Raw genomic sequence first — 12,183 nt, 5'->3', positions numbered from 1 at the left:
TTCGAGGCGTTAACGCGGATCTGCAGTGACAGAAGAGAAATGGCGCACCCGAAGAGATTCGAACTCCTGACCCCCAGATTCGTAGTCTGGTGCTCTATCCAGCTGAGCTACGGGTGCGTGCAAATGCGGCGGTGCCGCTTGCGTGGGCGATCCTCTAAAACGTCCTTCGGGACAATGCAAGAGCAATTCTGAAAAAATCGCGTCTTTGCCAGTTTGTATCAGCGCCTTCCGAAGCCTGTCACTTTTCGCTGTGCGTCCGGCTGCGGTAATCCTCCAGTGAAACCGGGCGATCGGGGATCTCGATGCGGAACTGCGTGCCGACCGTCGGTTTTTCCACAAGCGCGATCGTACCGCCATGGGCGAGCACCAGCTCGCGGGCGATGGTGAGGCCTAAGCCGGTGCCGCCGGAGCGGGCGGAACCGCGGAAGGCGGCAAAGAGGTTCTGGCGCGCCTTCAAAGGCATGCCGGGGCCGGTATCATCGACGGTGATGCTGACGACGCTGCCGACGCGCTGGGCGGCGACGGTGATGCGCCTGACGGCGCCCGGGGAGGCCTCGCCCGGCGCGGTCAGCGCCTGCAGCGCGTTGCGGCAGAGATTGTGGATGACCCGGAACAGTTGCTCGCCGTCGGCATCGACCTTGAGATCGGCGCCGATCTGCTCCGTGAATTCGATGCCGCTTTGCGGATCGATCGCCAGCATGTCCTTGACGTCCTGGGTGAGCTCCAAAAGCAGGATATGGCGGCGGCGCGGGGCCGATTCGCTGGCCTTGCCATAGGACAGCACCTCGGTGGTGTAGCCGACGGCGCGGTCGATGGTGCGCAGCAGCTTCGGGGCGAAGCTCTTGACCATCGGATCATCGACATCGACCAGCCGGTCCGACATCAGCTGCGCCGACGCCAGGATATTGCGCATGTCGTGATTGATCTTGGAGACGGCGAGGCCGAGAGCGGCAAGGTTCTTCTGCTGCTTCAGCGTCTTCTGCAGCTCCATCTGCATCGAGGTGAGGTTGCGGCCGGCGACCGCCAGTTCGTCGCGGCCGCCGTCGCCGATATAGATATGGGCGGGGTTTTCGGGATCGGAGGAGAATTGCTGCATGCTGCCGGTCAGCCGGCGGATCGGGCCGATGAGGATGCGGTTGATCGCAAAGAAGATCAGCGTCGCGGTGAAGAGCGAGATCAGCACCGACAGCAGCAGGACGTTGCGGGAATAGGCAAACATCGCCGTGCGCAACTGCCTGTCTCTCATCACCACCTCGACGCCGGTATTGGTGTCGCCGACCGGGCCGTAGACGCGGATCATCCTGGCGCCGCCGAAGACCAAGGTGTCGAGCGCATCGCGGATCGCCGTCATTGGCGGCACGTCGGTGAGATCATAGGCCTCGTCGACCGAGGTCGGCATATCGGTGGTCGCCAACAGCCGCGAGGTGCCGTCCTTGCGCAGCACGATCGCCTTGGTGCCGGTCGCCTCCAGCGTTTCCTTCTGCAGCGCGCGCGGCAGCTCGACCGGCTGCAGCCCGTCGATGACGATGGCGGCGGCGGCTGCCGTGTTCAGCCTGTCCTGCAGCCAGCGGATGCGCATGCCGGCGACCGAGGGGAAGAAAATCAGGATTTCGGCGAGCATGATGAAGACGACGGTGAGCCAGAGCAGCTTGCCGGACAGCCCGCCGAACATGCCGGCAGACGGGCACGGCGCCCTTGCGGCCTCGCCGGCCGCGGGGGTTTCCGCCGAAGGATTGTCGCCCTGATTTTGAATCGGCATTCTGGTCTCGCCCGATCGGCAGCACGTCGGCCGCCCTCACCGTTGGAGCTCTATATTAGACCAAAAGCCTCCGCTTTCAAATCTTTGCGAGCAGCGTCACGTCGTCACAAAGAAACGCCCGGCCTGGAGGAAAAAGTCCCCTCCCAAACCCCTCCCCACAAGGGGGAGGGCTAATTCGCGGCGCCCGCACGCAGCAAATATCAGCCTTTCCGCGGATGAGACGATGAAGTCGGAAGCGCCGGTGCGGCAGGTTGAGCCCCTCCCCCTTGTGGGGAGGGGTTTGGGGCGGGGTCTTTGCCCGATGCGGTCCAGACAGAATAAACTAACGCCGCCCGGAGGCGGCGCTAGAAGGTGGTGTGACAGTAAACCTTAGAACTCTTCCCAGTTCTGTTCGGCGGCTGCCGCATTGCCGCCGAAGGCGCGGGCGACCTTGGCGATGGCGCGGCGAGCCGGAGAGGCGGCTGGCCGGTGCGGCTCGTTGCGGACGAGCGCCACAGGTGCCGGCGCGTCATCCGAGAGTTTGAAGCGGGCAATCAGGCTCACCAGCCCGTTGGCTTCGGCCGAAAGCCGGTGCGTGGCCGCGGAGGTTTCCTCCACCATCGCCGCATTCTGCTGGGTCACCTGATCCATCTGGTTGACGGCGGTGTTGACTTCCTTGAGGCCGGTCGACTGTTCGGTCGCCGCCGTCGCGATCGAATGGATATGGTCGTTGATGGCGATGACCCGGGTGCCGATTTCGGCCAGCGCCTCGCCGGTCGCCTGGACGAGCTTGACGCCGACCTGCACCTCGTTGCCCGACTTGGTGATCAGCGCCTTGATGTCCTTGGCGGCCGTTGCCGAACGCTGGGCGAGCTCGCGCACTTCCTGGGCGACCACCGCAAAGCCCTTTCCGGCCTCTCCGGCGCGCGCCGCCTCGACGCCGGCGTTCAGTGCCAGCAGGTTGGTCTGGAAGGCGATCTCGTCGATGACATTGATGATCTGGCTGATTTCGCGCGACGCCTGCTCGATGCGGCCCATGGCCTCGACGGCATTGCCGACGACGACGCCGGAGCGGCCGGCATTCTCCTTGGCTTCGGAGACCATGATGGTTGCTTCATGCGCCCGCTCGGTGGAATTCTGAACGACGGCGGTGATTTCGTCGAGGGCGGCCGAGGTCTGTTCGAGGGCGGCCGCCTGCTGCTCGGTGCGCTTCGACAGGTCGTCGCTGGCATTGCGCAGTTCCGCGGTGTTGCCGTTCATCCCTTCCGTGGTCTCGCGCACTTCGCGCATGGTCGCCTGCAGGGTGACGAAGGTATTGTTGACGTTTTGCTGCAGCTCGGCGAAGGCGCCCTGGAAGTTGCCGTTCATCGTCTGGGTGAGGTCGCCCTCGGCAAGGCTGGCGATGACGCGGCGGGTCTCGCCGATGCCGGCATCGACGCTCGACAGCAGCGTGTTGATGTTGCCGGCGAACTGATTGAGGTTGTCGTCCTCATAATCCTTATTGATGCGGTGGCTGAAATCACCGGCCGCAGCCGCAGCCACGACGACGGACATGCTCGACTGCAGGTCATCGCTCTTGGCGCGCATCGCCGCTTCCTGGGCGTTCAGCCGCTTGATCGCAAGGCCGTTCTCCTTGAAGACCGCAACGGCCGCGGCCATCTCGCCGATTTCGTCCTGACGTCCGGCAAAGGGAACCTCGGCTTCGAAATTGCCGTCGGCGACCGCCTTGATCGCATGGGTGACGCGCTTGATCGGTCGGCTCAGATGGCTGGTGCCGATATAAAAGCCCATGCCGATGCCGGCCGCGATGCCAATGCCGGTAATGCTGAGGACGAGCATCAGCACCCAGGAGCGGAAACTTTCGATTTCGGCGTTGACGGCCTCGAGGGCGGCCTTGTCGGTAGCGACGACCGCGTCGATTTCCGCCTGGAACGCCTTGCGGTTGGCGCGGTTGGCGTCCGTGTTGCCCTGCTGGCTGGCGGCCTCGGGACCGACCTCGGTACCGAGGCGGGCGGTTTCGGTGCGGAAGGTGCGGAATTCGGCGGCGCGAGCGACGAGCTTGGCGAACGTCTCCTTCTCGCTCTCGCGAACGAGCGGCGCCCAGCCCGCGATGACCTTGTCGATCTCATCGAGATCGGCCATCAGGCCCTTGGCGAAGTTCGGCGTATCCTTGATCGTCTTGGCCGCATAGATGCCGCGCGATTCCATCACCACCGCCGTGACGAAACGGTTGAGGCGCTCGCCGGCATAGGCGCGGGCGGCGGCCTCCTCATAAGCCGTCAGGTTACGGCTGTATTCGTGCATGGCCGACAATGCCGTTGCGCCGATCAAAAGCGCGACCGCGCCCATCACGCAAACCAGCAGATTAATTTTGCCGCGGATCTTCAATGCGATGCCCTCCTAGCGCCAACACTGCCTGGAAAGCAAATTCCCAGCCCGTGACGCTAGATATCGGCGAAATTGATTAAAGTTAGATTTCCAATGTTTACGATTATGACCGACGAAAATTCGCCGTGTCGACTTGAAGGACGGGCGCGAGCGGGGCTGGAAAACCGAGCCATCCGCAATAAACTACCTGTACTTGCCACAAAAGATACAACCGTTCGGCGCGCGTGGAAATTCTTAACACCAGAGTGCGAAAAATAGCAGTCGGGCAGCACCGCAAAGTGAAATTATCCGGTATAATTGACTTTCGCAGGCTTCATCCGTATAAGCCGCCGCACGTTCGGTCACCCAGGCCTTTCATGGCCCCGCCCGTTCGAAAAACAACGCTCCTTGCATTATGCAAATTCAAGAAGGGCCGCACTCCGCGGTGTTTAAATAAATGAAGCGTACCTACCAACCATCCAAGCTTGTTCGCAAGCGTCGCCACGGCTTCCGTGCGCGCATGTCCACCAAGGGTGGCCGCAAGGTCATCGCCGGCCGCCGCGCGCAGGGCCGCAAGCGTCTTTCGGCTTAAGGCCGGGTTGCCCGGTAAGAGATGGCGGGCGAATTGACGACCAAAGACCAGAAACACACTGTCGGGCGGCTGAAAAGCCGCCCGCAGTTTCTTGCCGTGCGCGAAGGCGAAAAACGCCGCGGCGGCCTCTTCCTGCTCGAAGTCCTCGACCGGAAGGAACCCGACAGCCAAGCCCGTGTCGGTTTTACAGTCACCAAAAAACATGGCAACGCGGTCGAACGGAACCGCATGCGCCGCCGCCTGAAAGAGGCGGTGCGGCTTCATGCGGGGTTTGCAATGCAGCCCGGACACGACTATGTGGTTGTCGCGCGCAGGGACGTGCTTGAGGCGTCCTTCAAAGAATTGGCCGCGGAACTAAAATTTCGCGTGGAAACCAGGCCGAAACACCGGCGCTCCGGAGACGGACGCCCCAGGAACGTATGATGGAAAACAACCGCAATTACTTCATTGCGATCGCTCTCTCGGTGCTGATCGTCCTCGGCTGGCAGTTTCTCTATATGAATCCGCGCATCGAAAGCCAGCGCAAGGCGCAGGAAGCTCAGAAGGCGCAGCAGCAGACCGAGCAGGCGCAGCAGCCCGCCGCAAGCGGTGCGACGCCGGCCCAGACGAGCGGCGCGGCCCCTTCCAGCCAGGCGGCCGCGACGGCGACACTCGAGCAGGCGCTGCAGAAGTCCCCGCGTGTCGTCATCGATACCCCGGCACTTTCCGGCTCGATCAACCTTGCCGGCGCCCGCCTCGACGACCTGAAGCTTAAGGGCTATCACGAGACCGTCGACGACTCGAGCCCGATCATCACGCTGTTCAGCCCGGCCGAAACCAAGGACGGTTACTTCACCGAACTCGGCTATATCGGCAGCGACGCCACAGGCAGCGTTCCCGGTCCCTCGACGCTCTGGACGGCGCCCGAGGGCGCCAAGCTCACCGAGAAAACGCCGGTGACGCTTACCTACACCAATGACAAGGGCCTGACGTTTACCCGCACCATCTCCGTCGACGAACGCTACATGTTCACCGTCGCCGACAAGATCGAGAATACAGGCCAGGCGCCCGCCTCGCTCAATTCCTACGGCCGTGTCACGCGCTACAACAAGCCGACGACGCCGTCGGTCTACGTCCTGCATGAAGGCTTCATCGGGGTGATCGGCGATGACGGCCTGGTGGAAACCAAATATACCGCCGCCGAGAAGGAAGCCGTGAAACCGGCTAAATCCACCGGCGGCTGGCTCGGCATTACCGACAAATACTGGGCCGCGACGATCGTTCCGCCGCAGACTAGCCCCTATGAGGCAAGCTTCTCGCATTTTCCCGACGGTCAGCCCCGCTATCAGGCCGACTATAAGGAAGATGCCTTCACCGTTGCGCCGGGCCAATCGATCGAACTCAAGAACCTCGTTTTCGCCGGCGCCAAGGAAGTGCCTGTCATCGACGGCTATGAGGCCAGCTACTCGATCCCGAAGTTCGACCGCCTGATCGACTGGGGCTGGTTCTATTTCATCACCAAGCCGATGTTCAAGCTGATGGACTTCTTCTATCGCTTCTTCGGCAATTTCGGTGTGGCGATCCTGTGCACTACCATCGTCGTCAAGGCGCTGTTCTTCCCACTCGCCAGCAAGCAGTATGCTTCGATGGCGAACATGAAGCGCATGCAACCGAAGATGGAAGAGCTGAAGGCGAAATTCGCCGACGATCGCATGGGGCTGCAGCAGGCAACGATGCAGCTCTATAAGGACGAGAAGATAAATCCGATCGCCGGCTGCTGGCCGGTGGCGCTGCAGATCCCGATCTTCTTCTCGCTCTACAAGGTGATCTACATCACCATCGAGATGCGGCACGCGCCGTTCTTCGGCTGGATCAAGGATCTTTCGGCGCCCGATCCGACGACGATCGTCAATCTCTTCGGCCTGCTGCCCTTCGAGGCGCCGACGCTGCTGCATCTTGGCGTCTGGCCGCTGATCATGGGCGTTACCATGTTCCTGCAGATGCGCATGAACCCGACGCCGCCCGATCCCACCCAGGCGATGATCTTCAACTGGATGCCGCTGGTGTTCATGTTCATGCTGGCAAGCTTCCCGGCCGGCCTGGTCATCTACTGGGCTTGGAACAACACGCTCTCGGTGGCGCAGCAGTCGGTGATCATGAGGCGCCACGGCGTCAAGGTCGAACTGTTCGACAATCTGAAGGGTCTGTTCCGGCGAAAACCGGCGCCATCGAAATAGCGCTTGCAAAGCCCCGCTCCGGCGGGGCTTTCCGTTTCCGGTGGGCCGACGACGGCGGCGAAGCATCGCCTGCGAACCGCCGCAAAGCTTGACATCCGTCCGCAAAACCACGAAGCCCGGTAAAAGACCGAACCCAGAGATTGCAGAGCCCGCATGCCAGACACCGAAAAGCCGCTCTTCGGCCACCCATGGATTTTCATCCGCGGCGTCCCATCGCTCAACTTCCTGCCGCCGGAAGGGCCGCTTGAGGTGGCCTTCGCCGGGCGTTCGAATGTCGGCAAGTCATCGCTGATCAACGCGCTGGTCGGCCAGAAAGGCTTGGCGCGCACCTCGAACACGCCGGGGCGCACGCAGGAACTCAATTATTTCGTTCCGGACGGCTATTCCGGCGAAGGCGGTGACCTGCCGCCAACGGCGATCGTCGACATGCCGGGTTACGGTTATGCGCAGGCGCCGAAGGAGCAGGTCGACAAGTGGACCAAGCTGGTTTTCGACTATCTGCGCGGCCGCGCGACGCTGAAGCGCGTCTATGTGCTGATCGACAGCCGCCACGGCATCAAGAAGAACGACGATGACGTGCTTGATCTGCTCGACAAGGCGGCCGTCTCCTACCAGATCGTGCTGACCAAGACCGACAAGATCAAGGCGGCTGGTGTGCCGAAGCTGCTGGCCGAAACCGCGGAAAAGATCCGCAAACGGCCGGCCGCCTATCCCGGCGTGCTGTCCACCTCGTCCGAAAAGGGCGATGGGCTGGATGAACTGCGCCAAGCGATCGCCGAAACCGTCGGCATCGCCCGCTGGAAATAGCGCGCGCGCCCCGACGCGGTGCCCTGTTTGGTGTAAAGCTCTCCACGACATCCTAACGTTGAATATGCTGCCAATTGAAAACTAAAAGTTGACGACACCGCTTTGTTGAGTTAGATAGCGATCATCGAATTTTGCTTGCTGGCTTGGTTATCGCGCGATTGGCACCGTGCTCTGAACGAACTTCCTTTCAAAAATCGCTATCATCATCCGCATCGCCTTGGCGCTGCGGTTCTTCAATATTGCTATGAAAGGGTTCATCATGACCACTGGCACAGTTAAATGGTTCAATTCCACCAAAGGCTTCGGCTTCATTCAGCCTGACAATGGCGACGCTGACGCCTTCGTTCACATCTCCGCCGTCGAGCGCGCCGGAATGCGCGATCTCGTCGAAGGCCAGAAGATCGGCTTCGACCTTGAGCGTGACAGCAAGTCTGGCAAAATGTCCGCTTGCAATCTCCAGAACGCTTAATCGATATCTGCTTTCCTTTGACCACGGATGTACTGGCACTGCCGGAAGCACGTTATCAATTCAAGGCCAGGCGATTTGCCTGGCCTTTTTGTTTTCCGACCACAAGGCAAGCCGAGCGTGGTCGATCCGCCGTCACCGGGAGATCGTCTCCGGCACATGGACTTCACCGCATCGCCATCTCCGGAACATCGCGAAATCAGGTGATGCTCACGGTCCACTTGCACCCAAGGAAGCATCGATGACAGAGAATACGAAGGAACTTCAGGCGATCAATACGGCTTGGCAGATCGCCATTCAGGAGATCTTACGCATGGTTATCCGAGACATGTATCACGGCGGCGGCGAGGAATCATTCAAGACGCATATCAAGCGTATCGAAGAGGCGGCCGTGGACAGCATTTACACGGATTTGCGGCTGCGCGGGACAGATGAATGGACTGAAGTCCTGGTCAAGGATAAAGCCAGCAATTTCGTCACGATGCTGCTGACGTCCTTTACCTATGATCGGGCCTAGAGCAATTCCAGCAAAAATGCGAAGCGGTTTTCCGTCCGGAATTGCGTAAAAACAAAAGGATAGAGCGGTTCTGCGCTTCCGTTAAAAGCTGAACCGCTTTAGATCACGGCCCGGCATAATCGCCGCGCCGGAAACTGCCTACATGGGCTGACCGGCGTTGATTGCGCTTGCCTCCCCGCAGTTTTTAAAGCAACCCTTCACTCTCATGCTGTGCAAGAGCAGCCGTGTCCGCGAGTAATGTTTGATGACTGATAGCAAAGACCAGCCCCTTTCGCCCGAAGGCGTCGGCAATTTGCCTCATCTTGCCGAAGCCCTCGATGACGACCGGTTTCGACATTTTCTCGATCATGTTCCATTCGCAGTGGCCGTCTCCGAACTCGGCGGCAACGAGGCGCTGATTTACGTCAACCTCGAATTCGAGCGGCTGACGACGCTGGCGGCAACGCAGGTCCAGGGAAAACGCTGGTCGGAAATCGAATTGAATTCGACCGCCGTTTCAGGAGAAGCAACGCTCACCGCGGCTGTGACCTCTGCGGAGGAATATGTTGGTGCCTTCTCGCTGGCAGCCGAAGCTGAGAGCACGGCGATAATCGATGTCTGGTCGAATACCATCATCGACGACGACGACACTCCGCTTTTCCGATTGGTGGCCTTTGCGGCTCGCAATGAGGCAGCGGCTGATCAGAGCTTCAACGAGTTGCTGACGGAGAAAGATGTCCTCCTGCGCGAACTTCAGCACCGCGTGAAGAACAATCTTCAGATGATCACGGCGCTCATCCGGATGGAGGCGCGCAATGCTCAGCAGAGTGAGGAAAGCGAAAGGTTTGCACGCCTTGCCGGGCGGATTGAAGCCTTGGCTCTTCTCTATCGCTCGCTATCAGACGAAGAAAAGGGCGGGACAATCGATCTTGGCACCTATGTGAGCCAAATCGCCGCCTCGGTGATGGCGGCCCACGCAGTGGAAGGTATCCGGCTGGACATGAAGGTCGATACCTGGCCGGTTTCGGTCAATGTGGCCATGCCGGCCGGACTTGTCATCAACGAACTCCTCACCAATACGCTCAAACATGCCTTCGTCGGGCGTGATGGCGGGGAGATCACGCTTCGCTGTGTCGTCAGCGATACCGGGTGCAGGATCACCGTCGCCGATAACGGGATCGGTCTTCCTCCAGATGTGACCTGGCCGCATCCCGGCAAGCTGAGCGCGATGATCGTACAGTCCCTGAAACAAAATGCCCGCGCCGAAGTGGAGGTGACCTCGTCGCCGCACACCGGCATGAGTGTCTCACTCGTCTTCCCGAGAACCGAAGCGGCCCAATAGCCTCCTCAGCGGTTATCGCACCCCTCTCCTGGACGCATTAGATTTCAGACAGCACGCATCATTCTCGCTGGCATCAGGGGCGCCCCGAAGAGCGCCCCATGTGTCACGCGCCGGCTTACATCTTCGGCAGCAGCACCTTGTCGACGACGTGGATGACGCCGTTCGACTGTTTGACGTCGGCGATCGTCACATGTGAGACACCGCCGTTTTCATCGGTCAGCGTGATCTTACCCTTGCTCTCCTTGGCTTTCAGCACGCAGCCGCCTACGGTCTTGATGTCGTGCTCGCCGCCGTCATCCCTGATCATCTTGGCAACGGTCTTGGCCATCGCATCGGCGGCCACGACATGGCAGGTCAGCACCTTGGTCAGCGTCGCCTTGTTTTCCGGCTTCAGCAGCGTGTCGACGGTGCCCTTCGGCAGGGCGGCGAAAGCCTCGTTGGTCGGCGCGAAGACGGTGAAGGGGCCTTTACCCTCGAGCGTGCCGACCAGGCCGGCGGCCTTGACGGCTGCGACCAGGGTCGTGTGATCCTTGGAATTCACGGCGTTTTCGATGATGTTCTTGCTGTCGAACATCGCCGCACCGCCGACGATCGGGTTCTTGGCGGCAGCAAAGGCGACGGCGGACAGGGCGGTGGCGAGCGCGAAGCCGCGCAATACGGACTTGATCATGATTTTCTCCTCACCGGACAGCATCCGCGGGCCTTATGCCTGAGCGTCGTCCGGACATTTCGAACTACGGAGGTTTGCGCCGAAGAGTTTCAGAGAGGAGAAAATGATTTTACGGGCGGGGCGATTGGCGGCCGGCGCCCGATCATGGCCGATGCAGGGGGCCGCTTGCGATCACCGGACCGGTCGCCTGGCCGGTTGGTGAGCCGCCGAAAGGTTCGAGGCTGACGGCAAGGGTCGCGCCGTCGGCGAGTTGGCTGCGCAGATCGGCGGGTATGACCAGTTCACCGCTCTCGCCCGGCTGGAAGACGCCCAGCGATTTCGGCAGGCCGCTGCCCGGCACCAGCCAGAGTTCCAGCGACTTCTCCTCCGGCTTGCCGGCGGCGACCGGCACGATCTTCAGCCGGCCGCTCTGCAGTTCGTAGGAGGCGAGAAGATTGATGGCGTTGTTCTGGCCGGAGAGCGAGGCGACGAGCGGTGTCGGCCCCTGTGGCTGCGGCACCACGCCGGAGGCGAAGATGACGGCGCTGACGGCAACGACGATGCAGGCAAAGCTCAGCGAGCGCCAGAAACCGGCCGAATTCCAGAGCCCTTGTGAAAAGGATGCGGGTTTTCCAGCATCGCCGAAAAGCCGCGCCTCGATCTGTTTGAAGGTTTCCCGGCTTGGAGCAGCGGCTTCATACTCGTCATTGAAGGCGGAAAGATTGGTTTCCCAGCGGCTGACGATGGCGGCGAAGGGCCGATCGTGGCGCATGCGCTCTTCCACCACCCGCCGGTCCTGCAGCGACAGGACGCCAAGCACATATTCGCCGGCGAGAACCTCGTCGCGGGAGCGGTCTCCCTTGCTTTTGTCGGGCGATGTCATCGTTCCATGCACTCTCTCAGTTTCAAGAGGCTGCGCCTGAGCCAGGTCCGCATCGTGTTCAGCGGGACACCAAACTGATCGGCCAGTTCCTGATAGCTCAGTCCTTCGACATAAGCCCGTTTCACCGCGACCGCACGATCAGCTTCCAACTCTTCCATGCAGGTGTCAATCCGCCTTCCTTCATCCTTCGTCATCGTCTGCATTTCCGGGTCGGGCAAGGCATCGGCAAGATCGTAGGCGCTGTCGAGTTCGTCGGCGACAGGTTTGCGCGCCCGCAGTGTATCGATCGACCGGTTGCGGGCAATCGCCGAGAGCCACGCCGAGGACGAACCCGTGGCTGCCTGGAAGCTTCGGGCCCGTTGCCAGATGCTGATATAGACTTCCTGCAAGGCTTCTTCGGCTTCCGTGCGATCCTTCAAGATACGCAGGCAGATCGCAAAAAGTTTCGGTCCGGTCTGGTTGTAGAGGGCCACGAAGGCCCTGCGGTCGCCGAGCGCGACGCGGCCGATCAGGTCTGCAATGTCATCGCCTTGCATGCCGTTCCTCATATCATGCTTGCGCTGCCGGACGGCGACAGCGTCCTGCTCCGCGCCAGATACGAAAAACTATTGCCCTCTGGATTATTCC

The 12,183-nt window shown here is 61.0% G+C and carries 13 protein-coding genes and 1 tRNA gene; 7 read left to right on the top strand and 7 right to left on the bottom strand.

Going from position 1 to position 12,183, the window contains the following annotated elements; translation table 11 throughout:
- Window positions 1-40: 40 nt before the first annotated feature.
- From QMO82_RS25310 to QMO82_RS25300, 3 genes are all read right to left on the bottom strand, one after another.
- Window positions 41-117 (bottom strand) — tRNA-Arg (locus QMO82_RS25310).
- 121 nt (window positions 118-238) lie between these two features.
- On the bottom strand, window positions 239-1,759 hold the full coding sequence (locus QMO82_RS25305) for an ATP-binding protein (RefSeq protein WP_183605502.1): 1,521 nt from the start codon (window positions 1,757-1,759) through the stop codon (window positions 239-241).
- A 369-nt stretch (window positions 1,760-2,128) separates the two neighbouring features.
- Complete coding sequence (locus tag QMO82_RS25300) at window positions 2,129-4,126, bottom strand: methyl-accepting chemotaxis protein (RefSeq protein WP_183605501.1); 1,998 nt, start codon at window positions 4,124-4,126, stop codon at window positions 2,129-2,131.
- Between the two features lie 436 nt (window positions 4,127-4,562).
- On the opposite strand from QMO82_RS25300, the gene rpmH reads away from it, so the two are divergent.
- The 6 genes from rpmH to QMO82_RS25270 all read left to right on the top strand — a co-directional run bounded on the left by rpmH (window position 4,563) and on the right by QMO82_RS25270 (window position 8,703).
- Window positions 4,563-4,697 carry a 50S ribosomal protein L34 gene (gene rpmH / locus QMO82_RS25295; protein WP_003570740.1) on the top strand — a complete coding sequence of 45 codons (135 nt, stop codon included), beginning with the start codon at window positions 4,563-4,565 and terminating at the stop codon, window positions 4,695-4,697.
- Window positions 4,698-4,718: 21 nt separating this feature from the next.
- Window positions 4,719-5,120 (top strand): ribonuclease P protein component, encoded by a 402-nt coding sequence (rnpA, locus tag QMO82_RS25290; protein WP_097616948.1) that lies wholly within the window; start codon window positions 4,719-4,721, stop codon window positions 5,118-5,120.
- Window positions 5,120-6,913, top strand: a complete 1,794-nt coding sequence (yidC, locus tag QMO82_RS25285; protein ID WP_183605500.1) for a membrane protein insertase YidC — start codon at window positions 5,120-5,122, stop codon at window positions 6,911-6,913. The genes rnpA and yidC overlap by 1 nt, the downstream gene beginning before the upstream one ends.
- A gap of 153 nt (window positions 6,914-7,066) precedes the next feature.
- On the top strand, window positions 7,067-7,720 hold the full coding sequence (yihA, locus tag QMO82_RS25280; protein WP_183605499.1) for a ribosome biogenesis GTP-binding protein YihA/YsxC: 654 nt from the start codon (window positions 7,067-7,069) through the stop codon (window positions 7,718-7,720).
- 259 nt (window positions 7,721-7,979) lie between these two features.
- Window positions 7,980-8,189, top strand: coding sequence for a cold-shock protein (locus QMO82_RS25275; protein ID WP_183605498.1), 210 nt, complete (start codon window positions 7,980-7,982; stop codon window positions 8,187-8,189).
- A gap of 238 nt (window positions 8,190-8,427) precedes the next feature.
- The gene (locus QMO82_RS25270) at window positions 8,428-8,703 is read left to right on the top strand and encodes a hypothetical protein (RefSeq protein WP_183606627.1); all 276 of its coding nucleotides are present in this window, start codon (window positions 8,428-8,430) and stop codon (window positions 8,701-8,703) included.
- 184 nt (window positions 8,704-8,887) lie between these two features.
- Here QMO82_RS25270 and QMO82_RS25265 read toward each other — a convergent pair whose 3' ends face one another.
- Window positions 8,888-9,052, bottom strand: coding sequence for a hypothetical protein (locus QMO82_RS25265; RefSeq protein WP_245433062.1), 165 nt, complete (start codon window positions 9,050-9,052; stop codon window positions 8,888-8,890).
- Between QMO82_RS25265 and QMO82_RS25260 the strand changes: the two genes are divergently transcribed.
- Window positions 8,996-10,024, top strand: coding sequence for a sensor histidine kinase (locus QMO82_RS25260; protein ID WP_246718239.1), 1,029 nt, complete (start codon window positions 8,996-8,998; stop codon window positions 10,022-10,024). The genes QMO82_RS25265 and QMO82_RS25260 overlap by 57 nt on opposite strands.
- Before the next feature lie 115 nt (window positions 10,025-10,139).
- Here QMO82_RS25260 and QMO82_RS25255 read toward each other — a convergent pair whose 3' ends face one another.
- The 3 genes from QMO82_RS25255 to QMO82_RS25245 all read right to left on the bottom strand — a co-directional run bounded on the left by QMO82_RS25255 (window position 10,140) and on the right by QMO82_RS25245 (window position 12,092).
- A complete protein-coding gene (locus QMO82_RS25255) occupies window positions 10,140-10,694 on the bottom strand; it encodes a fasciclin domain-containing protein (RefSeq protein WP_183605496.1) in 555 nt (184 codons plus the stop codon).
- A gap of 142 nt (window positions 10,695-10,836) precedes the next feature.
- Complete coding sequence (locus QMO82_RS25250) at window positions 10,837-11,556, bottom strand: anti-sigma factor (protein WP_183605495.1); 720 nt, start codon at window positions 11,554-11,556, stop codon at window positions 10,837-10,839.
- Window positions 11,553-12,092, bottom strand: coding sequence for a sigma-70 family RNA polymerase sigma factor (locus tag QMO82_RS25245; protein ID WP_183605494.1), 540 nt, complete (start codon window positions 12,090-12,092; stop codon window positions 11,553-11,555). The genes QMO82_RS25250 and QMO82_RS25245 overlap by 4 nt, the downstream gene beginning before the upstream one ends.
- Window positions 12,093-12,183 lie beyond the last annotated feature (91 nt).

The sequence above is a fragment of the Rhizobium sp. BT04 genome, from assembly GCF_030053135.1.
Classification (GTDB): Bacteria; Pseudomonadota; Alphaproteobacteria; order Rhizobiales; family Rhizobiaceae; genus Rhizobium; species Rhizobium binxianense.
This window is presented reverse-complemented; position numbering and strand designations above follow the sequence as displayed.